The organism is Chryseobacterium sp. JV274, from assembly GCF_903969135.1.
Lineage (GTDB): Bacteria > Bacteroidota > Bacteroidia > Flavobacteriales > Weeksellaceae > Chryseobacterium.
Window position 1 is genome coordinate 2,722,950 of sequence record NZ_LR824569.1, and the last position, 25,323, is coordinate 2,748,272.

21 protein-coding genes and 2 riboswitches are annotated in these 25,323 nt (G+C 37.0%); of the genes, 6 read left to right on the forward strand and 15 right to left on the reverse strand.

Features of this window, described 5'->3' with window-relative positions; translation table 11 throughout:
- Window positions 1–82: 82 nt before the first annotated feature.
- Together CHRYMOREF3P_RS12580 and CHRYMOREF3P_RS12585 are read right to left on the reverse strand one after the other, a co-directional pair.
- Window positions 83–760, reverse strand: a complete 678-nt coding sequence (locus tag CHRYMOREF3P_RS12580; RefSeq protein ID WP_077419499.1) for a LytR/AlgR family response regulator transcription factor — start codon at window positions 758–760, stop codon at window positions 83–85.
- Window positions 753–1,772 (reverse strand): sensor histidine kinase, encoded by a 1,020-nt coding sequence (locus CHRYMOREF3P_RS12585; RefSeq protein ID WP_180564763.1) that lies wholly within the window; start codon window positions 1,770–1,772, stop codon window positions 753–755. Before CHRYMOREF3P_RS12585 ends, CHRYMOREF3P_RS12580 begins: the two co-directional genes overlap by 8 nt.
- Before the next feature lie 191 nt (window positions 1,773–1,963).
- Here CHRYMOREF3P_RS12585 and CHRYMOREF3P_RS12590 point away from each other — a divergent pair, with 191 nt between their 5' ends.
- A complete protein-coding gene (locus CHRYMOREF3P_RS12590; protein WP_180564764.1) occupies window positions 1,964–4,087 on the forward strand; it encodes an outer membrane beta-barrel family protein in 2,124 nt (707 codons plus the stop codon).
- 24 nt (window positions 4,088–4,111) lie between these two features.
- Window positions 4,112–4,951 carry a DUF5694 domain-containing protein gene (locus CHRYMOREF3P_RS12595; RefSeq protein WP_180564765.1) on the forward strand — a complete coding sequence of 280 codons (840 nt, stop codon included), beginning with the start codon at window positions 4,112–4,114 and terminating at the stop codon, window positions 4,949–4,951.
- A gap of 113 nt (window positions 4,952–5,064) precedes the next feature.
- Here CHRYMOREF3P_RS12595 and CHRYMOREF3P_RS12600 read toward each other — a convergent pair whose 3' ends face one another.
- Window positions 5,065–7,809, reverse strand: coding sequence for a TonB-dependent receptor plug domain-containing protein (locus CHRYMOREF3P_RS12600; RefSeq protein ID WP_077419495.1), 2,745 nt, complete (start codon window positions 7,807–7,809; stop codon window positions 5,065–5,067).
- A gap of 297 nt (window positions 7,810–8,106) precedes the next feature.
- Window positions 8,107–8,204, reverse strand: a riboswitch (SAM-I-IV-variant riboswitch).
- 118 nt (window positions 8,205–8,322) lie between these two features.
- Here CHRYMOREF3P_RS12600 and CHRYMOREF3P_RS12605 point away from each other — a divergent pair.
- Window positions 8,323–10,548 (forward strand): outer membrane beta-barrel family protein, encoded by a 2,226-nt coding sequence (locus CHRYMOREF3P_RS12605; RefSeq protein WP_077419494.1) that lies wholly within the window; start codon window positions 8,323–8,325, stop codon window positions 10,546–10,548.
- A 109-nt stretch (window positions 10,549–10,657) separates the two neighbouring features.
- Here CHRYMOREF3P_RS12605 and CHRYMOREF3P_RS12610 read toward each other — a convergent pair whose 3' ends face one another.
- From CHRYMOREF3P_RS12610 to CHRYMOREF3P_RS12665, 12 genes are all read right to left on the reverse strand, one after another.
- On the reverse strand, window positions 10,658–11,368 hold the full coding sequence (locus tag CHRYMOREF3P_RS12610; RefSeq protein WP_077419493.1) for a HesA/MoeB/ThiF family protein: 711 nt from the start codon (window positions 11,366–11,368) through the stop codon (window positions 10,658–10,660).
- A gap of 145 nt (window positions 11,369–11,513) precedes the next feature.
- Window positions 11,514–12,632 carry a 2-iminoacetate synthase ThiH gene (gene thiH, locus CHRYMOREF3P_RS12615; RefSeq protein ID WP_180564766.1) on the reverse strand — a complete coding sequence of 373 codons (1,119 nt, stop codon included), beginning with the start codon at window positions 12,630–12,632 and terminating at the stop codon, window positions 11,514–11,516.
- A gap of 9 nt (window positions 12,633–12,641) precedes the next feature.
- On the reverse strand, window positions 12,642–13,418 hold the full coding sequence (locus tag CHRYMOREF3P_RS12620) for a thiazole synthase (RefSeq protein ID WP_180564767.1): 777 nt from the start codon (window positions 13,416–13,418) through the stop codon (window positions 12,642–12,644).
- Window positions 13,415–14,029: a thiamine phosphate synthase gene (locus CHRYMOREF3P_RS12625; RefSeq protein ID WP_180564768.1), complete on the reverse strand. Its 615-nt coding sequence runs from the start codon at window positions 14,027–14,029 to the stop codon at window positions 13,415–13,417. Before CHRYMOREF3P_RS12625 ends, CHRYMOREF3P_RS12620 begins: the two co-directional genes overlap by 4 nt.
- A gap of 2 nt (window positions 14,030–14,031) precedes the next feature.
- The gene (locus tag CHRYMOREF3P_RS12630) at window positions 14,032–14,772 is read right to left on the reverse strand and encodes a hydroxymethylpyrimidine/phosphomethylpyrimidine kinase (protein WP_180564769.1); all 741 of its coding nucleotides are present in this window, start codon (window positions 14,770–14,772) and stop codon (window positions 14,032–14,034) included.
- Window positions 14,748–15,335: a thiamine phosphate synthase gene (locus CHRYMOREF3P_RS12635; protein ID WP_180564770.1), complete on the reverse strand. Its 588-nt coding sequence runs from the start codon at window positions 15,333–15,335 to the stop codon at window positions 14,748–14,750. Before CHRYMOREF3P_RS12635 ends, CHRYMOREF3P_RS12630 begins: the two co-directional genes overlap by 25 nt.
- Window positions 15,332–17,143: a phosphomethylpyrimidine synthase ThiC gene (gene thiC / locus CHRYMOREF3P_RS12640; RefSeq protein ID WP_180564771.1), complete on the reverse strand. Its 1,812-nt coding sequence runs from the start codon at window positions 17,141–17,143 to the stop codon at window positions 15,332–15,334. Before thiC ends, CHRYMOREF3P_RS12635 begins: the two co-directional genes overlap by 4 nt.
- A 24-nt stretch (window positions 17,144–17,167) precedes the next feature.
- Window positions 17,168–17,374: a sulfur carrier protein ThiS gene (thiS, locus tag CHRYMOREF3P_RS12645; protein ID WP_077419579.1), complete on the reverse strand. Its 207-nt coding sequence runs from the start codon at window positions 17,372–17,374 to the stop codon at window positions 17,168–17,170.
- Window positions 17,375–17,432: 58 nt separating this feature from the next.
- Window positions 17,433–17,529, reverse strand: a riboswitch (TPP riboswitch).
- A 116-nt stretch (window positions 17,530–17,645) separates the two neighbouring features.
- Window positions 17,646–18,323, reverse strand: coding sequence for an RluA family pseudouridine synthase (locus tag CHRYMOREF3P_RS12650; RefSeq protein WP_077419486.1), 678 nt, complete (start codon window positions 18,321–18,323; stop codon window positions 17,646–17,648).
- Window positions 18,324–18,334: 11 nt separating this feature from the next.
- A complete protein-coding gene (locus tag CHRYMOREF3P_RS12655) occupies window positions 18,335–18,649 on the reverse strand; it encodes a hypothetical protein (protein ID WP_180564772.1) in 315 nt (104 codons plus the stop codon).
- Between the two features lie 3 nt (window positions 18,650–18,652).
- Window positions 18,653–19,468, reverse strand: coding sequence for a 3-methyl-2-oxobutanoate hydroxymethyltransferase (gene panB, locus CHRYMOREF3P_RS12660; RefSeq protein WP_047381678.1), 816 nt, complete (start codon window positions 19,466–19,468; stop codon window positions 18,653–18,655).
- A gap of 61 nt (window positions 19,469–19,529) precedes the next feature.
- Entirely contained in the window at window positions 19,530–20,243 is a 714-nt protein-coding gene (locus CHRYMOREF3P_RS12665; protein WP_034692595.1) for a Crp/Fnr family transcriptional regulator, read from the reverse strand.
- 88 nt (window positions 20,244–20,331) lie between these two features.
- Between CHRYMOREF3P_RS12665 and CHRYMOREF3P_RS12670 the strand changes: the two genes are divergently transcribed.
- The 3 genes from CHRYMOREF3P_RS12670 (at window position 20,332) to ccoN (ending at window position 25,315) form a co-directional block, all read left to right on the forward strand.
- Window positions 20,332–22,710 (forward strand): heavy metal translocating P-type ATPase, encoded by a 2,379-nt coding sequence (locus CHRYMOREF3P_RS12670; protein ID WP_077419483.1) that lies wholly within the window; start codon window positions 20,332–20,334, stop codon window positions 22,708–22,710.
- 109 nt (window positions 22,711–22,819) lie between these two features.
- Window positions 22,820–23,032, forward strand: coding sequence for a cbb3-type cytochrome oxidase assembly protein CcoS (gene ccoS, locus CHRYMOREF3P_RS12675; RefSeq protein ID WP_047377334.1), 213 nt, complete (start codon window positions 22,820–22,822; stop codon window positions 23,030–23,032).
- A 21-nt stretch (window positions 23,033–23,053) separates the two neighbouring features.
- Complete coding sequence (gene ccoN, locus CHRYMOREF3P_RS12680; protein ID WP_047377333.1) at window positions 23,054–25,315, forward strand: cytochrome-c oxidase, cbb3-type subunit I; 2,262 nt, start codon at window positions 23,054–23,056, stop codon at window positions 25,313–25,315.
- Window positions 25,316–25,323 lie beyond the last annotated feature (8 nt).

Here is a 25,323-nt window from a genome sequence, read left to right on the forward strand (position 1 = left end):
CAATAAATTCAATAGGAGCGGACTTTAGTCCGCTTTTAAAATTATAAAATACATCTGGCTTTAGCCAAAACTTACAATTTTCTTACTTTAATCTATCCAGAAGATTTGTTCTATAGCTTTCCCCGATAGGAATTTCAAACTCAGGAAGAACAACTTTTTTTGCCCCAATACTTTTGATTTTATCCAAATTGACAATGAAAGATTTATGAATCCGTACAAATTTTTCAGAAAGCTGACTTTCCATTGATTTAAGAGTATCCAGAACAATAAACTCATCATTTTCTGTCCGGATATTGACGTAGTCCTTGATACTTTCTACGTATAAAATCTCATGAAAGCCGATACGATGCCTTTGTCCGGAGGATTTCACAAAGAAATGGGTGCTTTCTTCCTGTGGAAAAGAAAACCGCTCCTGAGCTTTTAATACACTCTTTTGAAACCTTTCAAAGGAGATAGGCTTCAGAAGATAATCCACAACGTTATGTTCATATCCTTCCAACGCATATTCCGAATACGCTGTAGTCAGAATATACTTTTGATCAGGTCCAACAATCTTCATAAAATTGATTCCCGTAAGCTCCGGCATCTGAATATCCAGAAAGATGAGATCCGAATCGTTTTTCTGCAGATATTCTAAAGCCAGAATTGGATTCTCTGTAGAGAAAACCAGTTCAAGAAAAGGAATTTTCTCTACATAATGCTCCAGCAAAGAGATTGCCAGCGGCTCATCATCAACGATAATACATTTTATCTTATTCATGCCGTAAATCAATTTTTAAATCTACAATAAATTCCGTTTCTGAATTTTTGATCTCAAGCTGATGTTTAGGATAAAGGATTTCCAGTCTTTTTTTCACATTCTGAATACCTATTCCAGACACGGTATCTTTCATTTTCTGTGTTTTAAAATTTAAAAGATAAAAATGCAGAATCTTATCATGATCAGAGATTTTCATTTCAAAACCTTTATCACGAAAATCACCATGTTTGAAAGCATTCTCAACAAAAGGAACCAACAGCATCGGTGAAATTTTAAGTTGTGGATACTGAATATCTTTTTCTATATTCAACAGTTCAGGATTTCTGATTCTAAGCTTTTCCAGTGCAATTAAACTGTCAATATATCCAATTTCCTTATCCAGAGAAATCGAGTCTTTTTCTAGATCTTTTGTACTGTACCTCAGTAATTGGCCAAGTTCCTCAATGGCAGGAAGTGCTTTATCTGATTTTTGATATACGAGAGAATAGATATTATTCAATGAATTAAAAATAAAATGAGGATTGATCTGGGTTTTCAACGCCTGAAGTTCTGCCTGTTTTTTTTCAATCAAAAGCTGCTTTTTGTCATTTTCGGCAACACCATATTTCTCTACGATCCACAGGATTCCTGCAATGAAAACAGTCAATGATGCATTGTAGATATTATCCGTCAAATAATATAAAAGTCCGGTATCTTTATTATAATTTCTAAATCCAAGGGTAATAGGAAGCAGCACTTCTTCTATTCCATACCGAATTACACCAAAGCTTAAAATAGAGATCAAAAAAACTAAAACGGCAGAATAAAGTTTCTCCAGATTTAATACTTTCGGAATAATAACCAGATACAAAAGATAAAAAGTAGAGATTTCTGTAATAAAATAAGTAAAGTTCAGCACATATGATTCAAATCCTCTCCGCTCAGGAAAAAAGAAATAAGGTGTAATGTTGTTTCCTATAAAATTGAAACTCCAATAAAAAATCTGAAGCCAGATAATTTGCTTTTTATTCATATTCAAATATAATTCTATACCCCCACAATTCATCAACCCTTTTCGATAAAAACCTGTTTTTTTCCGACGAAACTATTTTGACATGTATAATCTCAGGCTTCATCTAAATGCTATTTCCAATGGAAGGCTCTTCCTATACTTTTGTCAGAGAAATTCAACATAAAGATCATTTAATCTGTCATTACTAACCTATGAAAAAGCATCTTTTATTTATAACCGCCCTTGCTTGTTCTTTCACAACAGCACAAACAAAAGACACTGCTAACGTCAACAAAATTGAGGCAGTAACGATGAATGGCAAAAAAATTCTGGTAGAGCGTAAAGTGGACCGCCTGGTTTATAATGTTCAGAATTCTATGCTTTCACAGGGAAGTTCGGGAACCGAGGTCTTAGCCGGCACTCCTTTATTACAGGTGGATGAAAATAAAGGTCTTCTTTCTATTGCCGGAAAAAACGGAGTTTCTGTGATGGTGAATGACAGGATGCTGAATCTTTCCGGATCTGAACTGATTAATTATCTGAGAAATCTTCGTTCTGAAAATATATTGAAAATAGAAGTGATCACCACTCCACCCGCCAAATATGAAGCACAGGGAAATAGCGGAATCATTAATATTGTCCTTAAAAAGAATCAGAATCTTGGATGGAACGGTTATCTGACGACCAGTTATACTCAAAAAACATATGCCGGCTTCAGCAGTGTGGCAGGAGTGAATTATCAGAATGAAAAAATAAAAGCCTCCGTAAAAGTAATGGGCTATGACGGAGATAAAAGATCAGTAGAAAAATATAATATTATTGGCCAAAGTTCTTCTGTCAGCAAGGATGACAGAAGGGATATGAATGACGGGCTCGGTCTGAATGCCAATTTTGATTATTCGCTTTCTAAAAATTCCAATATCGGATTGGTATACGATATTACAAAAGGGCATACGAATATGGATATCACTTCAACACAAAGTTACTTTACAGATGGTACGCCTACTTTACAAACAGAGACGAATTCAAAGCATCGTTCTCCTTTTACAACCCAAATGCTTAATCTGTATTTTGACCAGAAATTTGGAGAGCATAAGCTAAGTTTCGGAGCCAATTATTATGGAAATTTACCTGATACGGAAGTTAATTTTACAACAAGAAATGTCAGCAGCAACGCAACACAGGTCGTGAGAAATCTTTCTTCGGTAGATTATAAGATCTATTCCGGACAGGCTGACTTAACTTTAAATTTCAAAAAAATTCAGTTAGAAACCGGTACGAAATACAGCCAGTTTTCCAATAATTCGGATATTGGATATTTTAATTTCATCAATGGAAATTATATCACAGATCCTGCAAAGAGCAATCTTTTTGATTATAACGAAAAGAATTATGCAGCTTATATCAGTGCCAGTAAAGATTTTGGTGAAAAATGGTCTGTAAAGGCAGGACTCCGTTATGAATATTCACAAACCAGCGGTTTCTCCCTTACTACACAGTCAAAATCTGAGAATAATTACGGAAAGTTTTTCCCGACAGCTTATTTATCTTATAAAGCCAATGAAAATAATCAGTTCAGCATTAATTATTCCCGAAGAATCAACCGTCCTTATTTCCGGGCTTTAGATCCGTTCCGATGGTATTCCAATCCTAATACATATTATTCCGGAAATCCAAGCCTGCAACCCTCTTTTAATCATAATATTGAGTTCAATTATATTTTTAAAAGTAAATTTTCTGCGAATCTTTATTACCAGAGAACTACGAATAATTTTGACCAGATTTCATTCCTGAACGGCATTGACCTTACCAGTACCTATGAAAATTATTATAATCAGAACGTGTACGGGATCAATTTCAATTACACAGATACGTTTTTCAAAATCTGGGAAAGTAATATCTCAACTTCGTTCAGTTACAATGAGACCCAGATTACAAGATTCAATCTGATTCCTAAAAACGGACAGTCATTTTATTATTCCCTCAACAATACTTTTCAGCTGAATAAGGCGAAAACATTCATGCTGTTTGTCAACTACTGGCAGAATCTGCCTTCACGTGACGGATATATTGCAGCAAAAAACAGAGCAAGCATTGATGCAGGAGTAAAGATGAGTTTTGCGAAAAAGGCTCTTCAGGTCAACCTTTCGGTGAGTGATATTTTCAGGCAGTCTGGTTTTAAGGCAGATATGTATTTCACAGATAATACACAGTCATTCAACAACTATTGGGATGCCAGAAGACTGGCACTCAGCATCACTTACAATTTTGGAAATCAGAAAGTAAAATCTAATAAAAGAGTGGTGGATTTTGAAGAGAAAAACCGTGCTCAATAATTTAATAACAAAAAAAATAAACCTATGAAAACCTTCATTTATATTCTTCTACTATGCATTCCCACATTCTTTTTTGCTCAAAAGAAGCCTTCGGACTATTTCAAAAATCCAAAAACCAAAGTCCTTGTTGTAGGGTCTTTCCACTTTGACTATCCTAATCTTGATGCTCATACAACCAATAAGGAAGATCAGATAGATGTTCTTTCACCTAAAACTGCAAAGGAAGTTACTGAACTTGTAGAATATATCAAGAAATTTAAACCTACTAAGATTGCTATTGAAGCCTGGCCAAACTGGAATGCAAACCAAAAACTGAAGGAGTATGGTGAGGGAAAACACAGAGAAGAAAGAGACGAACGCTATCAGCTTGCTATGCGCATCGCCAATGAACTTAAAGTCAACGAACTGTTCAGTATAGATGCAGAATCTATCTGGAATGATCTCCAGACAAAATTTGGGAAAACAGATTCTACATTTTTTAATAACCTCAGCAAAGATTATGATTTTAAAAGTGATGATGCAATTTCCCAACAGTTTATCAGCTTCTTCAAGAGTTCTGAACCTAAAAATTTCAAATCACTTTTAGACACATTTACCTACATGAATTCTAAAGAAAGTCATCAGTATGGATATGGAGCTTACCTGAGTGGAGATTTTACACTTAGAGAATTTGATGGAGCAGATATGCTTGCCTTGTATTGGTACAGCAGAAATCTGAGAATGTTCCGCAATATTCAGAAGATTCCTCACAACAGTGAAGACAGAATTCTTGTGATAGCCGGAAATGGCCATGCAGCAGTACTAAGACAGCTTTTCTCTTCTTCCGCCGAATATGATTTTATTGAATTTTATTCACTGAAATAAATAAAATTAGAATAATCACCCTAATAGATAATTCATTCTTTATGGTGTAATAGAATATAAAAAAACAGAGATATCTTCTCTGTTTTTTTATTAAATTTTCTAAGCTTTATTTATTAGAATCTGAATTCAATTCTTGCAAATAAGAACCTTCCACCAATACCATACTGAGAAACCTGTCTTGAATATACAAACTGGTTATCAGCTGTTAATGAATTTATATTCGGGCTTTTAGAAGGCAGTATATTCAATATATTATTGCTCCCGATAGTTGCTGAAATATTTTTATTAAAATCATATCCTACAGATAAATCAGTTATCAAACGATTATTAAGAATGAAGTGCTCTGTACTTCCTGTTACTCCGTCAAAATTAGCATCTAAAACATCGGCATCTGTCACTTTACCGAAGAAAGAATTACGCAGCAGGAAAGTAAATCCGGAAACTCTTAACGTATTGGATAAGGTAGCTTTTACACGTGGTACAGCTTCTTCAAAATATACTCTGTTCGGTTCTGAGAAATAATTATCAATCTGGCTTACTAATTTAGGTGACGCATGGATATCTCCGATTCTTTTGGTCTGATTAAGATTAAGGCCGAAGTTATTCTCCAAAGAAATCCCTGATGAGATTTTTGAATTCTGAGAAATGGTAATATCCAGCCCTTTCGTCTGAGAGTCCACCGCATTGGCAAAAAAATTGGCAGCACTTGCCCTTGCAAGATCAAAAGCGTCCTGAAGAACTGCCTGATCCGAACCTGGGGTAAAATTACCATTAGGGCGGAAAAAAAGATCTGTCAATACTACTCTGTCCTTAATCTTTATTAAATAAGCATCTGCTGTGAAAGTCAGGCTTAATGACGGAATCTTCCATGTAATTCCTGTGCTGTAGGATTGTGAGGTTTCCTGTTTCAATTTTGGAATACCCAATGCCTGTGCTGCTTCAGAATTGTTTCTGAAAGTACCTACCTGTGTAGTTTTTCCCTGTTGAATCAGTGTAGAAGTAGAACTATAATAGATTTGTGCTAAAGATGGTGCTCTAAACCCCGTAGAAACAGCACCTCTCCAGTTTAGATTGGGAGCCAGCTTTACATTGGTTGCCAGCTTATAATTGAATGTAGATCCGAAGTCTGAATAATTCTCATATCGTAAAGCTCCTTCCAGCAGCCATCCGTCAGTAACCTCCAGCTCTGCATCTGCATAAGCCGCAATACTGTTTCTGTTTCCGGAGACTGCATTTTCCGGACTAAACCCTGGAAAAACCTGAGCTCCGGCCGGTCTTATATTTCCAAAGAAATCGGTTACTTTTTCATTTTCAGGGGTTTTAGCGGTTACCACACGTCCATAAATATCATAAGAAGCATAAGAATTTTCTTTTCCAACATTTACTTTATAGTTTTCGTGTCTGTATTCACCTCCAAATGCAATGTTCAATCCTTTCAGGACATCATATTTTTTGGAAAAGTCAAGATTGATGGTATTTTGTGAAAACTCAGAGCCTCCGGCATCAAAAGTTCTTGGAGAACTGTCTGTAAGTGATGCATTAAAGGTATTTACCACCCCAAAACTGAAGACGTTTTTCCCGAATGTATTACTGAAGTCCACATTCCAGCCATTCCATTTCCCTTTAATTCCTGCAGCGAGAGAATAATCATTTACGGTTGCTTCAATCTGAGGAAGATATCCGTTGGGAGTCACTGCATTGATGTTTCTTTCAGTATTAGGAAGTCTGTAAAATCCTCCGGCATTTCCAAGGCGGTAGCTGTAACCTCCAAATGAGTAAACCTTCCATTCCTCATTAACAGGAATTTCAGAATTAAAGAAGAGCTGTCCGGATTGCAGCTTAGACTGTCCTGCTCTCAGACTGAAATCTTTTCTCTCTAATCCTCTGTAATTAAGTTCCTGGGAGGTAAAATCTTTACCTAATAATTTTTGAAGGTCCGAAATACTATTTGCTCCCGAAATCTGAGACTGAAAATCCGGTGCAAAATATCCAACCTTACCTGCATATTGTTTAATTGTATTGATAATCTGCTGAGTATTGGAAGTATTGGTAATATTTTTATACAACCCATCAATATTCACTCCATCCTGTAATGCTCTGTAATTAATGGCATTATAGGCATTGAAAATATCTCCTTCTCTTACTCCGGCTCTGGAATAAGGGTCGCGGTATTGGGCAGAACCTGTAACGTTAAAAAATCCGGTCTGTCCAATTTTAGCTCCATAATTAAGGTCTACAGAAATGGTCTGTCCATCCACTCCTCCGGAGAAATTATTGGCAACAGGTGAAGCATATCCACCTAAAAACACCTGTCCGGAAAGCCCCAATCTTTTTTTCAATCCAAGGTTAACGACTCCAGCAATGGCATCAGAACCATATTGGGCAGAAGCTCCATCTCTTAAAACCTCAATTTTTTCTAAAGCAAAAGCTGGAATAGCATTAAGATCGGTTCCCACAGATCCTCTTCCCGGTGTGAGGGTAACATTAATCAATGAAGACTGGTATCTTCTTTTTCCATTGAGTAAAACTAAAACCTGATCCGGACCTAAACCTCTTAAAAGAGCAGGATCTACAAAGTCAGTTCCATCGTTAACCGTGTGAGAAGTGGATGAAAATGAGGGTACAATATAATTTAAGGCCTGGCTGATACTATTAGTCGGGCTCTGTTTTAAAATTTTTGATATATTAATGATGTCTACCGGAACAGGTGTATCTGTCAATGATCTTCCGGAACCTCTTGATCCAAGGATGACTACATCTTCTATTTTCTTAGATTGTAACGTGTCCGTCTGTGCGTAATAAAATGTAGAAATAAGCGCAATAGAAGGAACAAATATTTTTTTCTTGAAATTATGCATGTTATTTGTTGTTTACTTTTTGTTGTTAAAAATTGTTTTTTGAGCAATACAAATCCCGTATCCCTAAATTTTAAGGTTACATAAATGTTCGAAATGTTTGTATTATTTTTTAGAAATAGAAAAGGCTAGAAGCAACAACACATGCGCATATAGAAATGGCATGAAAACATATGGGAATAATGAAGATTCACTTCATGATCCGAAGAATAAAAGATAACTGATGTAAGGAGATTTCCCTTGTCTTTAAACATTTGAATTTAACTTTAAAACAAAAATTCAAGATGGGATAATGATAGAATGATAAACATTTTTTCCGGAAGATCCGGCTTATCGATTGCAGCACCTTGCTTGTTTTTGCAGGTTGCTATCCCATCTAGAGATTCTTGATAATTACCCGGCAAAGATATAATTATTTCGTAAATAAAAAAATATTTAACCTAAAATTCGATTTTCAACATTTTAGCGTAACAAATTATCTTTTTCAGCGTCTAACCGGATATCAGTAAAAACATTATGAAAAAAACGATTTTCGCGTTATCCTTATTAAGCTCTGTTTTTGTCTTTTCACAGGAAAAAAACAACAAACCTCAGGAAAAGCAGATTGAAGGTGTAGTCATCACCAAAACTAAAAAAGCAGTTGAACAAAAGGCAGACCGTACTATTTTTGACTTTTCCGAGCAACCTCAGCTGAACAACGGAAACGTATTGGAAGGAATAAAAAAGCTTCCTGGACTGGTATCTACCGACATCGCAGGAATGATGTACCAGGGAAAAATGCTGGAAGTATATCTTAACGGAAGACCTCTGAACATCACATCCAATGAATTGAACTCCTTTCTTGAAGGAATGCCTGCCAATTCTGTAGAAAGAATTGAGGTAATCACTCAACCCGGCGCTGAATTTCCGGCTACATCCGGAGGTGCAATCATGAATATCATCACGAACAAAAATGCCAATAAATATTTAACTGCTACGTATTCCGGAAATTATTCTTTCACAAATTATGACAAGTATAGAAGCAGAACGACCAACTCCGTTAATTTAAATGCCAGAAATAAATATTTCGGATGGCAGCTGAATGTTGGTCAAAACTACCGTGAAAGTATGCTGAACGGCCAACAGGATGAGCTTTTAACAAGTCATACCGACAGATACGGACGTGGGTATTTTGCAAAATCAGGATTGACTTTTGATTTAGGACAGGACAGATTATTATTAAACTACGATATTTACCACAATAATAATGACAATTATACTTTAAGTAACGGTCATGGAGATTTACCTTTTCAGAACAATCCAAAGGATTTAAGAGAAGCTTTTTATACATCTTCTGATGTGGCCCATACCAATAGCTTGAGACAGGAAGCTGTTGTAACGTATCAGAAACGTTTTGCTGACAAATCTCAAAAACTGGACTTTCAGTTTGGCTACACAAGATCAGACAGTAAATTCTCTCAGGACAATTATTTTCAGGATGGTATATTTGCTGCAGCTCCCAATCCTCCAATTAACAGTGCAATGAGTGGCTTAAAAGATATTCTGAACAATGAATCTGTAATGAATATTGCCAACTTTAAAGTAGATTATGCCCAGCCTATCAAGCTTCTTGATGGTGGAAAGGTAAGCTTTGGAGGATTGTATGAAAAACAGGATTATGATACGGAAAGTTTTGGCTTGACGAATCTTGAATATCAAAGACAAACTGCTTCTACCTATTTGGAGTTTCAGGCTAAACTGAAAAAGTTTGACTTCACATTGGGTTCCCGTGCGGAAAACTATGACATTTCGGGGGTAACAAGATATTTCGATAAAGATGCAAAACTGGTGGAAGCGAATTTGATTCCTTTCAATAAATTTAAATTTTTCCCGAACGCGAGTGTACAGTATAACATGATGAATCAGGTTTATATTGCTGCGAATTACAACAGAAAAATCAGCTTACCAAGTATTTCTGCCCTGAACCCGAATAACGTAACGTTCTCCGGACCAAGTACGGAAGTTAATGGTAACCCGAATCTACAACCTACTATTTTTGATAATTATGAATTGAAAATTTCAGCTTTTGATTATGCATTTATCGGGTATAGCGTAAGTTCAGCAAACAATCAGGTGGCACAGATCATCCGAAAAGACGGAAGAAAACTCTACAACGAGCAGGTGAATATTTCAAATATGAAAATTCATAACTTCAACGTGGGATTACCGGTTCCTTTTATGATTTTCAGCAAGCCTTTGAGCGAAATCATGAAGTTTGATTTTAATCCTGATAAAATTAACTTCATGTACTTATATGCTGGTTACCAGAAACATGAAATCGACAATCTGAATAATAAAGGATTTTGGATTTTCAATATTATGACTCAGATTCTTTTGCCTAAAGACATCAAAATGACAGCCAATTACAGCTATCTGACTCCAAAGGCAGGATATTTCTATTTCACGGCAGAGAAACCATTCAACAACTCTCTTGATATTACGCTGACGAAGAAGTTTATGAACAACCGTCTGACGCTTTCAGTTTTTGCGAATGATATTTTCAACGGACAGATGATGCAGGTACGTTCTAATCCGCCATCAGGAACTCCGGTAATGATCAGCAGCAAGTATGACACGAGAAATTTCGGATTTTCCATCAATTATAAAATTCCGACAAGAAATAAACTGGCGAAAGAGGATCCGAATATCCTGAACCAGACTAAAAAAGAAGATAATGGAGGCGTAATGCAGCAGGCACAATAATTCTTAAGATAAATAAAAGAGGCAGTAATAATTTTTACTGCCTCTTTCTATTGATATTGAATTAGTGTTATTGGTGAAAATATTAGCGATATTAGTGTTTATATTTACATCAGAAATCTATCGTCTGAAATCTCCAGTTCAGCGTGTCTACCAATGTCAACTGATTGACAATTATTGGAAGATCAGTGATGATTTTTAAGGTCTGAAGAGCCATCATACTTCCTATTATTCCGGGAAGAGCTCCCAATACACCAAGACTGTCACAATCCGGCATATCTTCATCAGAAGGAGGTTCCGGAAATAGATCTCTCAGATTTTTACTTCCATTATGATTGAACACGGCAACCTGTCCTGAGAATCCCAGAATACTTCCGTAGACCAAAGTTTTTTTCAATTTTATACAGGTATCATTCACCAGATATCTTGTGGAAAAATTGTCTGACCCCTCTACAATTACATCGTACTGAGAAAGGATGTCTTCAGCATTATTTTTATTTATTTTCTCTTCGATTCCTGTAAATGTAACCTGATGATTAAGCTTTTCTACAAATGCTTCGGCGCTCTTCACTTTGGATAACCCTACGCTGTTTTCAGTATGAATGATCTGTCTGTTCAGATTATGAATTTCAACCTCATCAAAATCTGCAACGCCTAAAGTTCCCACTCCTGCAGCGGCCAGATATTGAATAATGGGACTTCCCAAACCTCCCGCTCCTATGACAAGGACTTTTGAAGCCATGAGTTTCTTTTGTCCTTTCAGTCCTATCTCTTCTATAAATATCTGCCGGCTGTATCGCGAAAAATGATCTTCTTTTTTCATACTTTATGATAATTGAACCATTAAGATTCTTTAAGTTTTTAAGGAAAATTAAGCTGAGCTTTGCTTTAAGAAGATATGGCCTTAAAATCTTCGATTTTTCTTAATTTAGCTTCAGCTCTTCAAAGTTCTTAATGGTTTTAAAAGTTTAAAATCCATTATACACAGAATCCCAGTCTTTCATCACAGGATCGTAGCCCGCTTTTTTAATCATAATTCTGATCTCATCCATGCTTCGTTCGTCACTGGTTTCAAACTGCTCCAGAGATTCTTTATCAACAGCATACCCTCCGGGATTGGTTTTTGAGCCTGCACTCATGGCTGTAGCTCCCAGAGATACAATATTATTTCTAAAGACCTCATTTTCTCTGGTGGAAATGGAAATCTCAAGGTCTTCATTCCAGATTCTGTAGGCACAAATGAGCTGAAGAAGATCTTTGTCTTCCATAATAAAATTAGGTTCAATAATTCCTTCTGCCGGTCTGAGTCTTGGGAATGAAACCGAAAACTTACTTTTCCAATATTGTTTTTGAAGATAATCGATATGTAATGCGTTGAAAAAACTATCAACCCTCCAATCTTCAAGTCCAAGGAGAACTCCTAGCCCAATTTTATGAATTCCCGCCCGTCCTATTCTGTCCGGAGTTTCCAGACGGAAATGGAAATTTGATTTTTTACCTTTCGGATGATATTCTCTGTAAACATCCTGATGATAGGTTTCCTGATATACCAATACGGAATGTGCTCCTTCTTCATGAAGCAGTTTATATTCTTCTTCCATTAAAGGTTGAACTTCAATGGAAATATTGGAAAAATGAGGTTTTAACTTTCGGACAGCATTCTGAAAGTAGGGAACTCCCACTATTTTATTGGCTTCACCGCTTACCAGCAGTACATGATTCACACCCATTGATTTCAGAACTGATGCTTCAATCATCAGTTCTGTATCGGAAAGAGTTTTTCTTTTCAGATTATTATCAAGACTGAATCCACAATAGGTACAGATATTCTGACATTCATTACTGAGATAGAGCGGAGCATACAACTGAATGGTTTTTCCGAATCGTTTTTGGGTAAGTGCCTGTGTCATTCCTGCCATCAGTTCCAATTCCTGAGAAGCCACCGGTGACAGAAGATTCAGGAAATCATCAAGGGTTTTATTCTTTTTCTGAAGACTGGATCTTACATCAAACAGGTTTACTTTTTCAAGCTTACTCCTTACCTCCTCCCATTGATAGCGTTCAAAAACATCTTTAAAGCTTTTCATAATCCTGATTTATTCAAACAAAAACGAAGTAAGCGGACTTGAGGCTTCAGCATGGTTGGCAATGGCTCCCAATCCTGATTCAAAAGCTCTTCTTCCGGCAATCACACCTTCTTTAAAAGCGACAGCCATATTAAGCGGATTTCTTGCAACCGCAATGGCTGTATTCACCAAAACGGCGTCTGCTCCCATTTCCATGGCCTTTGCTGCATCTGATGGCGCACCGATTCCAGCATCTACCACTACAGGAACATTACTCTGGCTGATAATTATTTCCAGAAAGTCCTGGGTTCTTAATCCTTTATTTGTTCCGATAGGTGCTCCCAAAGGCATTACCACAGCTGTTCCGGCATCTTCAAGACGTTTGCATAGAACAGGATCGGCATGAATATAAGGCATCACAATGAATCCCAGCCTGGCAAGTTCTTCGGTTGCATATAATGTTTCAATGGGGTCCGGCAGTAAATATTTCGGATCCGGATGAATTTCCAGTTTTACCCAGTTTGTTTCCAGTGCTTCTCTGGCTAATTGTGCGGCTAATACTGCTTCTTTAGCTGTTCTGGCTCCGGAGGTATTAGGCAGAAGATGAACATTGGTTTCTCTTAATGAGTCAAGCAGATCATCTTCACTGGATTGTGCATCAATTCTTTTCAGTGCCATGGTCACCATATCCGTTTCTGATGCGATGACAGATTGTACCATATCTTTCAGACTTCCGAACTTGCCTGTTCCTAAAAACAGTCTTGATTCAAAAGTTCTTCCTGCTATTTCTAATTTCTGATTGTTCATATCATTACTTTTTTTAGTTCATTAATAATCGTTGGCTGCTTGGTAATAAGTCCGGATACGGCAACACCATAAATGCCAATCTCTTGTAACGGCAAAATATCTTCAAGGGTAACGCTTCCAATGGCAAATATTTTAGGAATGTCGATTGATTTTTCTTTTAATCCATCGACAATTTCCTGATACCCTTCAAACCCAAGAACAGGACTCAATTTTTCTTTGGTTATAGTAAACCTCAATGGACCTAAACCTATATAATCACAAGATTCATTAATTCTCTGGATGACATCTGAAAGGGTATTGGCCGTTCCACCAATAATTTTATTTTCTCCCAAAGTATGTCTGGCTTCTTCAATAGACCGGTCATTCAAACCTAAATGAACACCATCTGCATCTATTTCTTTTGCCAGCTGTACATGGTCATTGATGATACAAACCGACTGATATTCTGAACAAAGCTGTTTTGAAATTTCACAAAGATTGATTAATTCATTTTCAGGAGCATTTTTCCATCTTACCTGCAGCCATTTGATCCCATTATCTAAAGCCTTACGGATATGAAGTTCCTGTTCCTGTATTGTGTTTCCCTGTGATATGTATTGTAGTTTTTCCATGTTTATAATGAATGCGTTCCCAATAAAGAGGAATTGCTTTTTAAAAATTTTTCAATGTATAATTTCCCCTGTTTACAGGCTGTTTCCACGCTTTCGTCTTTGGCGAGTTCTGCTGTAATTGCTGATGATAAAACACAGCCTGAACCATGTTTAGGAAAATATATTTGATGGTCTTCGACTGGAACTAAAAGAGTTTCTTTTCCGTTTTCAACTAAAATATCCGTTCCTAAATGATCTTGTCTATGCCCTCCTTTGATCAGCAATGAGCATTGATTTGTATCTGGTAAAAGATTGTGTTCCTTTAAAACACTGTATTCATTATAATTAGGGGTTATTAAACAAAGTTTATTAATAACCGTTTTTAATTGAGGAAGTGTTTTAAGATCAAAAAAAGTGAATTCGGAAGTGCTTTTCAGAACGGGATCCCAAACTATTTTTACTTCAGGATTGCTAATCTTTACCGTTTTTACAATTTCACCCAGAAATTCTGCATCCTTCACTATTCCGACTTTCACGGCTGAAACCGGATAATTTTCCATCAGTACCTGAATAGCATCAGTCACTTCTTTTACAGGACGCCATTCAAGACTAAGACATTTGGAGGCTGTTTGCAGTGTCAACGCTGTACATACTCCAAGTCCCATCACTTTCGATTGCTCAAAGGTTTTACTATCTGATAACAAGCCTGCTCCACCACTTGGATCAAAGCCTGCAACACTCATGACATAAGGGCGTTCCTGCATTTTTTGAATACTTTTAAAGGTTCTTCACTTTCCCAGATGGCACCTAATAAAGCTGCTCCATCTGCTTCTGTTTTGAAAACTTCCTGAATATTATCCTGATCAATTCCTCCAAGAGCAATTAATTTTACATCCGGATGGTTCCTATGTTTTATTTCATCTTTAATAGCAGAATCCAATCCATATCCTTTTTTGGAGATACTTGGAAAGAACGGGCTTATGAAAGCATATTCCCATTCTTTGTCCAAAGTATTATAGGTTGTGATATCATGTACTGAAGTTGAAATGGTATTTTCTTCTGCAAAAGGTTTATAAGTTTCTTCCTTTCGATCAATCTCTCTGAAATGAAATCTTGAAATATTATATTCCTTCCCCAGATCGTAATGTGTATGTAACACCAACTGTGAATGAAACGCTTCATCAATTTGGCTGATCAATTCAATCATTTCATCTCTGTTGATCCATGGTTTACGGATATGAAGCAGATCAAGTCCTTCCTTAAATAGCTGATTAATCACATCAGTTTCGTTCGGAACCATCAATTCAGGAGTGATTACCAGGATCATATATAGATTTCTTTCCCTTTTTCAATGAATTCCTGTGATTTATCCAGCATTCCTTTTTCTGCAGATTCACGGATTTCCTGAGTAATTTTCATTGAGCAGAATTTTGGTCCGCACATAGAACAGAAATGGGCAATTTTCGCTCCTTCTGCCGGCAATGTTTCATCATGATAAGCTCTCGCCGTCTCAGGATCTAAAGAAAGGTTGAACTGATCTTCCCATCTGAATTCAAATCTTGCTTTACTTAATGCATTGTCTCTGTACTGTGCTCCCGGATGACCTTTTGCAAGGTCTGCTGCATGAGCTGCCAGCTTATAGGTAATCACCCCAACTTTTACATCTTCTTTATTCGGAAGTCCTAAATGCTCCTTCGGTGTTACATAACAAAGCATCGCACATCCAAACCATCCTATCATCGCCGCCCCGATTCCTGAAGTGATGTGATCATAGCCCGGCGCAATGTCAGTTGTCAAAGGGCCTAAGGTATAGAACGGAGCTTCATGGCATTCTTCCAGCTGCTTTTCCATATTTTCTTTGATCATGTGCATCGGAACATGGCCAGGTCCTTCAATCATTACCTGTACGTTGTGTTTCCATGCAATTTTTGTCAGTTCACCTAAAGTTTCCAGTTCGGCAAACTGAGCGGCATCATTGGCATCTGCAATAGATCCCGGGCGAAGACCATCTCCAAGAGAGAAAGCAACGTCGTACTTCTTCATGATCTCACAGATCTCCTCAAAATGAGTGTATAAGAAGCTTTCTTTATGATGGAATAAACACCATTTCGCCATAATAGAACCACCTCTGGAAACAATTCCGGTTACTCTTTTTGCTGTTAAATGAATATATCTCAACAAAACACCTGCATGAATCGTGAAGTAGGAAACTCCCTGTTCTGCCTGTTCAATCAGAGTGTCTCTGAAAATTTCCCATGTCAGATCTTCCGGAACGCCTTTTACTTTTTCCAGTGCCTGATAGATAGGAACTGTACCAATGGGAACCGGACTGTTTCTGATGATCCATTCTCTTGTTTCGTGAATATTTTTCCCGGTTGAAAGATCCATAATGGTATCTGCTCCCCATCGGCAGGCCCATACCGCTTTTTCCACTTCTTCTTCGATACTGGATGAAACGGCACTGTTTCCGATATTGGCATTAATCTTCACCAGAAAGTTTCTTCCGATAATCATCGGTTCACTTTCCGGATGGTTAATATTATTTGGAATAATAGCTCTTCCGGCAGCAATTTCGTCTCTTACAAACTCCGGAGTGATCTTACTTTTCGGAGTATTTGCTCCAAAGCTGTGTCCGGGATGTTGAAAAGCCATTTCTTTGAATACGGAATCAAGCTGTTCTATCCTTTGATTTTCTCTGATCGCCACATATTCCATTTCCGGAGTGATGATTCCTTGTTTTGCATAGTAAAGCTGGGTCAATTCTTTTCCCTCTTGTGCTACTTTAGGTTTATGATCATAGGAAAACCTTAGTTCATCAAGACGTGGATCAGCTAAACGGGCTTTTCCGTATTCAGAGGTAATTCCGTCCAGAATATTCACATCATTTCTGTCCAGAATCCATTGTTCTCTGATTCTTGGAAGTCCTTTCTGAATGTCAATAACCGCATTTTCATCGGTATAAGGCCCTGAAGTATCGTAGATCGTTACCGGAGCATTATGTTCAAAGCCGCCATTGGTCAATTTGGTTGGGCTAAGCTGTATTTCACGCATTGCTACATTGATAGGGTGTACTGTTCCTTCAATATAGATTTTCTTTGAGTTCGGAAATGGCGAACATGTAATGGAGTGAGCCATAAATATTGGTATTAAATATGAGAATTAACCGCCCTGAGTGGCAGTAATGATTAAAACTGAATCGTTGTTATTAAGGATGGTTTCCGCCCAGGCCGACAGGGGAATAATACGATTGTTGAGGGCTACAGCGATGCCTTTTTTCTTTCCGGGCAGCTCAATAGCCAGTAATGCTTCCAGGTTTGCAGGAAGTACATCAAATGTTTTTCGGGTGTGGTTGATTATAAGTTCCATTCCTAATAATTTTAAATATACTTTAGGAATGGCCATTATTGTACAATAGAATGTACAGCAAAAGTCATCTACTTTTCCCTACGCTGGTATGATCCAGATCAGGTTCAAAGGGTAAAGTCTCAGTCTGTTGGTAACAGACACCCCTAAAGTTTGGGACGAAGTTAGACATTTTTTTAGAATGGGCAAAATCTTAAATGAACTCAAAGAAAAAGTCCACCTCAAAATTGAGACGGACTTTTATATTTTTTCTTTGATTGCTTTAGATCCCTTGCTATTCTTCACAAGCTCTCCAGATCGCATCATTCTGCGGAACGGGAGCTATGATTTCAATATTTTCCTTTGTAACAGGATGAATAAACTCCAGCTTTCTTGCGTGAAGATTAATTCCTCCGTCCGGATTGGAACGTGGTGCTCCATATTTCAGGTCTCCTTTAATCGGAATCCCTGTTTTAGACAACTGAGCCCTGATCTGGTGATGTCTTCCGGTTTCAAGGTCTATTTCCAACAACAAATAATTGTCTAATGTTTTGATAACATTATAAGTCAGAATCGCTTCTTTTGCCCCTTCGGTAGCTTTCGGAAAAACAATTGCTTTATTGTTTTTTTCGTTTTTCTTTAAATAATGTACCAGCCTTTGACTTTGTGGAATCATTTCTTTTCCTACAACCGCCCAATATGTTTTTTTCACCTCACGATTTTTTACCATCTGTGTAAGGCGTGAAAGCGCTTTGGAAGTTTTTGCATAGATCACCAGCCCTGAAGTTGGGCGGTCTATACGATGAACCAAGCCGAGAAAAACATTTCCCGGCTTAGCATCTCTTATTTTTATAAAATTCTTGATAGATTCTAATAGTGATTCATCTCCGGTTTTATCACCCTGTACAAGCTGACCCACCTTTTTATTAATCACCAGAAGATGGTTGTCTTCATATATAATCTGCTCCTTCATGCTTCTTCTCTCTATCTTCTTCTATTGGATAAAGACAGGATAATTCCCGCCAGAAGGCCTACTGTTTTAACGGCTGAAAGCTTTGAACCTTCCGGTATGAATGCTCCTAATACACAGATGGCAGCAGCAGCATACATTGCATAGACAAAGTTCCTATTGGTAAGCAGCGGAGCCTGAATAAAGAAACTCGCACCTATCAAAACATAAAAAACCTTTCTTGAAAGTAAATGGTTGATTTCCGGAGAAAATAAATTAAACCATCCTACAGCAAGGCAAACCAGTGCTGCAATAGATAATATCCCCTGAATAGATTGTTGATTCTGCATGGATTAATAGCTTTCGTTTTCGTTTGGAAATTCTACATTCTTCACATCTTTTACATACTGAGAAACAGCTCCTGTAATTTCTGTGTAAAGATCAAGATACCTTCTTAAGAATTTCGGACTGAAACCTTTGTTCATTCCTACCATATCATGATATACCAAAACCTGTCCGTCACAATCTGCTCCGGCACCGATTCCGATAGTAGGAATAGAAATGCTTTCAGTAACTTTCTTTGCTAATTCAGCAGGAATTTTCTCCAATACAACAGAAAAACAACCTAATTCTTCTAAAAGCTGCGCATCAGCAATCAGTTTTTCAGCTTCTGCCTCTTCTTTAGCTCTTACTTTATACGTTCCGAATTTATAAATAGACTGTGGTGTTAATCCCAAATGTCCCATTACCGGAATTCCGGCGTTGATAATTTTTTTGATTGATTTGGAAATTTCCTTTCCGCCTTCAATTTTCACGGCATGCGCTCCACCTTCCTTCATCATTCTTACCGCAGATTCCAATGCTTTTTCAGGATTACTCTGATAAGTTCCGAAAGGTAAATCTGCTACCACCAAAGCTCTGTCGGTTCCTCTTACCACACTTTGAGCATGATAGATCATTTGATCCAGCGTAATAGGCAATGTGGTTTCAAAACCAGCCATTACATTCGCTGCAGAGTCTCCAATTAAAATAGCATCTACTCCACCTGCATCTACCATCTTTGCTGTGGTAAAATCATAGGCTGTAAGCATTGTTATTTTTTCCTTGTCGAATTTCATTTTACGCAAGGTTTCAGTCGTAACTTTTTTAATTTCAGAGTGAACAGACATAATTTATCTATTTTTAAAAGTTAAAAAGTCGGCCTTCAGCCGACTTAAGTTTTTGTATGATTTATAAAACTACGTGACCGAGTTTCATCAGTTTATCGTGATTTAAGATCTTAATATTTCTTCCGTCTACTTCAATCAGACTATCCTGTTTGAATTCTGAGATCAGACGGATGGCACTTTCTGTAGCAGTACCGATGATATTGGCAATTTCTTCTCTCGTCAATGAGATCTTGATGAACCCTTCAGGATCTACTCCCAGCTTCTGTTCCAAAAGCAGCAGTATTTCAGCCAATCTTTCTCTTACCGTTTTCTGGGCAAGGAAGGTAATGGTATTTGAAGATTCTCCTAATTCGTATGAGATTTTTTGAAGCATTACGAAAGACAGCTGTGGATCTACTTCCAGAAGATACATGAAAATATCTGCTGGTAAGAAAACACATTCAATATCTGTCATTGCTTCTGCTTTGGCCTGGAAATTCTCCCCGCAAAGCAAAGAACGATAGCCGATGATATCCCCTTCTTTGATAAATCTTAAAATTTGATCTTTCCCGAACGCTCCTGATTTCGAAAGTTTGGCAGCCCCTTTTTCCAAAACAAAAACTCCTTTTGGAGTTTCACCATCCTCGAAAATGGTATCGTGTTTCTGAAAACTCAGTTTCTTTTTGCCATTAATGTATTTTTCAAAATCTGCGCTAGAAAGTCTTTCTTTAAATGATTTATCATTAAAAACTCTGGCGAACCTCTCTTCAATTGCTATCTGTTGTTCCTGCGGCATTTTATATGATATTTATCACAAAAATAGAACTTTTTAACGCGATAAACAAAAAAATTTGTTATAATTTTGTAGTTCAATATTTTATGGGGTGAGCGAGAACTGTTTTCATTGTGGTCAAGGGATAGAAAAAGAGAGAATTTTATTTGATGAAAAGACTTTCTGTTGTAATGGATGTAAGTCTGTTTACGAAATTCTAAATTTAAATAATTTAAGCAATTTCTATGAGCTTAATAAAGGAGCGGGAATTCGTCCGAATGATGAAAATTCTACTCAATTTGACTACCTGGACACACCGGAAATCTTTGAAAAAGTCACTGATTTTTCTGAAGGAAACACCAGTCTTGTCACATTCAAAATCCCAGTAATTCACTGTTCTTCATGTATTTGGTTATTAGAAAGTCTTCATACTTTAAATACCCACATCAAATATTCACAGGTCAACTTTACAAGAAAGACCTTACAGATTTCATTCAACCATAACGATCTGAAATTAAGCGAACTTGCTAAATTTTTAACCAATCTAGGATATAAGCCGGTTATCAGCCTTGAAACTGCTGATAAAAATGAAGATCATCTCGACAAATCTTTATTAGTAAAATTTGCTATTGCTGCCTTTGCTTTTGGTAACGGAATGTTCCTTGCTTTTCCTGAATATATCGGAGGTGAAGATTATTGGATGGAACATTATAAAGGCTTGTTCAGAACCTTGATATTCCTCCTGGCAACACCTGTTGTATTCTACTCAGCTTCTGATTACTATAAATCTGCTTGGTATGGTTTAAAAAACAAGATTGTCAACATTGATGTTCCGATTGTCTTAGGAATTTTTGTTCTATACGGACGAAGTATTTATGAAGTGGTAACAGATTATGGTCCGGGATATTTTGATACCCTTTGTGGCCTTTTATTCTTCATGCTTCTCGGGAAAATTTTCCAGAAAAGAACGTACAATGCTCTTTCCTATGACAGAGATTACAAATCTTTCTATCCGATTGCCGTAACGAAAGTTGATTTCGAAGGAAAACAGGATAATATTTTATTGTCTGAAATAAAAGTTGGTGATAGAATTCTGGTTAGAAATCAGGAAATCATTCCGGTAGATGCTATTCTGATCAACGGAGAAGGAAATATTGACAATAGTTTTATCACAGGGGAAAGCGAAAGTATCAGCAAACAGCCTGGAGATAAAATTTTCGCGGGAGGAAAGCAGATTGGATCTTCTTTAGAACTTGAAGTGATTAAAAACGTAGATCAAAGTTATTTAACTCAGCTTTGGAATAAAGAAGCTTTTAAAAAACATGAAACAGGACTTGACACGTTAACAAATAACGTTAGCAAATATTTCACATTCATTATTTTAGGGATTGCTTTAGTCGCAGGAACTTATTGGTATTTTATTGACTTAAATAAAATGTTCCAGGTTATTTCAGCCATTCTGATTATTGCATGCCCTTGTGCTCTTGCATTGTCTGCACCGTTCACTTTCGGACACATTATGAGGATTTTAGGTCGAAATAAGTTTTATGTAAAAGATACTTTAACGATTGAAAAAATCGCGAAGCTTGACACCATTGTCTTTGATAAAACCGGAACCATTACGCACAGAAAAAAATCAAATATCAAATATGAAGGGCCAGAGATCAACGATTTTGATTCCCTGAATATTAAAACATTATTAAAGAATTCCAATCACCCGCTTTCAAAATCTTTGTATGAATTCATCGAAGTAAATGATGATTATTTCCCGGTAGAGAATTTTGTTGAAATTTCAGGAAAAGGATATGAAGCAAGCGTAAGGGGAACTCTTTATAAAATTGGATCAGCCCGTTATAATAACCAGAAACCTAAAAACCTTGAAACAGCAGTTTATATCAGCAAAAATGGTGAATATTTAGGTAAATTTATTTTTAAGAACGAATACCGTCCGAAGCTGAAAGAACTTTTCACAAAATTAACCAACTACAAAATATTTATCCTGAGTGGAGATAACTCTTCAGAAGAGAACCAGCTTAAAGAGCTTATTCCAAATTACAAAGGAATGGCCTTTAATCAGAATCCGGAAGACAAACTGAATTACATTAAAACTCTTCAGGACCAGCACATGAAAGTAGCCATGCTTGGAGATGGGCTTAATGATGCAGGAGCTTTAAAACAAAGTAATGTAGGAATTGCAATTGCTGATGACACAAACAGTTTTACACCATCCTCTGATGTAATTATGAACGGTGATAAAGTAGTTACACTAGACAATTACCTGAACGTTTGTAAAGGCTCTATCACCATTGTGAAAATGACATTTATAATCAGTTTTCTATACAATATCGTTGGTTTAAGTTACGCTGTTACAGGACATATGCATCCGCTCTTTGCAGCAATCATCATGCCAATCAGTTCTATCACGGTGGTTACTTTTACTACACTTTCAACCTGGATTTTAGGTCGTAAGTATTTCAAAAAACAGGCTTAAACGCCCTTATTTAGACTGATTTTAAATTAGCTGAAATCGTCATTTCGTGATGAAAGTCATTATTTTTCACTAAATTTGAACCCCGAAAATAGGTTAATTTTGTTGTCCAATGGATATTCTATATTTAATGATCCTCTGCAGTGTTTCTTTGGCTGCGATTTTCTTGGTCGTATTTATAGTGTATGCCCGAAAAGGACAGTTTGAAGATGATGAATCTCCGGCTGTCAGAATCCTTTTTGATGATGAAAAAATCAAAGAAAATGATGAAGCAGGCAACAAAGATAAAGACGAGAAAGAAATAGGAGAAAATAATAAAAATTGAGAAAAATAGTGAATAGTTGATATGGAAACACAGAAGTTTAGTTATGACAATAGTATTGTCCGTGCGTTCCTTTATGCGACCTTAGTTTTCGGTCTTATAGGGTTTACGTTCGGGCTTACGGCGGCATTAATGCTTTTCTACCCTGAATTACCTGAATTCTTTTTCGGGACAGATGACACAACCATTAAGAGTTTGGCATCGGGTAATATTCAAGGTTTAATAAACACTCATGGTGCATTTGGTTTTGGTAGAATCAGAATGCTGCACACCAACACCGTAATCTTTGCATTCGTTTGTAACATTGTTTACACGGGTATTTATTACTCATTACAGAGATTATTAAAAACAAGAATGTACAGTGACACATTGTCTTGGTTACATTTCTGGACTTGGCAGTTTATGATCGTTGCTACGTTCGTTACGTTCTTTATGGGGATCAATACCTCTAAAGAATATGCTGAACACGAGTGGCCGATCGACATATTGATCGCATTCTCATGGATCATTTTTGGTATCAATATGTTCCTGACTATTTCAAAGAGAAGAGTGAGACACCTTTATGTAGCGATCTGGTTCTACATTGGTACATGGATTGCGGTAGCAATGCTTCACATCTTCAACAACCTTGAAGTACCTTTATCTTTCACAGGCTGGAAATCTTATTCAGCATATGCAGGGGTAAAAGATGCTATTGTACAGTGGTGGTATGGACACAATGCGGTTGCATTCGTATTGACGACTCCGGTTCTAGGTTTAATGTATTACTTCCTTCCTAAGGCTGCAGACAGACCGGTATTCTCTTATAAACTGTCTATTATTCACTTCTGGTCATTAATTTTCGTATATATCTGGGCTGGTCCTCACCACCTTCAGTATACAGCTCTTCCGGCTTGGGCTCAGGCGGTAGGAACAGGGTTCTCTATCATGCTTATTGCACCATCTTGGGGAGGTATGTTAAATGGTCTTCTTACGTTAAGAGGAGCTTGGGATAAAGTAAGAGAAAATCCTATCCTTAAGTTCTTCGTTGTAGCTGTTACTTGTTATGGTATGGCAACGTTTGAAGGGCCGCTTTTGGCAACTAAAAACATCAACAAAATTGGTCACTTTACAGACTGGGTTATCGGTCACGTACACTTAGGAGCTCTTGGATGGAATGGTTTCATGGCATTCGGGGTTATCTATTATTTGGTACCCATTATGTGGAGAACAAAACTTTGGTCTGTAAAATTAGCTAACTGGCATTTCTGGTTAGGTACTTTAGGAATCATTTTCTATGCAGTTCCAATGTATATTTCAGGATTCACACAAGGATTAATGTGGAAGCAATTCAACCCGGACGGTACATTATTATGGAAAAACTGGTTGGATACAGTAACTGCTATTATCCCTTACTTTAAAATGAGATTCGTAGGAGGTTTATTCTATATCTCAGGATCTATCCTAATGATCGTAAACGTAATTGCTACGGTAAGAAAAGGATCATTCCAGAAAGAAGTTCCTGCTGAAGCTCCTGCATTAGCAAACATCAGTAAGAACAGAAAAGAAGGAGAAGGTACTCACCTTTGGCTGGAAAGAACTCCGGTATTATTAGGTATTTTATCTTTCATCACAATATCTATTGGTAGTTCAATTGAAATCATCCCTACGCTGTCTCTTAAGAAAAGTGTACCTACGATTTCAGCGGTAAAACCATATTCACCACTTGAACTTGAAGGTAGAGATATTTATATCCGTGAAGGATGTAATGCTTGTCACTCTCAGATGATCAGACCGTTCAGAGATGAGATTACAAGGTTCAACGGTAAAAACGGACAATACTCCAAAGCTGGAGAATTTGTATACGACAGACCATTCCTATGGGGTTCTAAGAGAACTGGACCGGATTTACATAGAGAAGGTGGTAAAAACCCAAGTTCTTGGCACTACAAGCACATGTATAACCCAAGATCTACTTCCGCAGGTTCTATCATGCCTCGTTACCCTTGGTTAATTGCTACTGACTTAGACAGAACTAAGATGGTAGACAAAATGAAGCTGATGAAAAATGTATTCGATGTACCTTATTCTAAGGCTGAAATTGATTCTGCAGATAAATGGGCAAACAACCAATCAGCAAAAATTGTAAAAGATATCTTCTCAGAAGCAAATGACCTTAAGCAGGCTTATGCTAAGAGACCTCAGGGAGAATTAGAGAAAAAAGAAATTGTAGCTCTTATTTCTTATCTTCAGAGATTAGGAACAGATATTAAAACAACTGAAATCAAAACAGCAAGTAATAACTAAAAAACCTT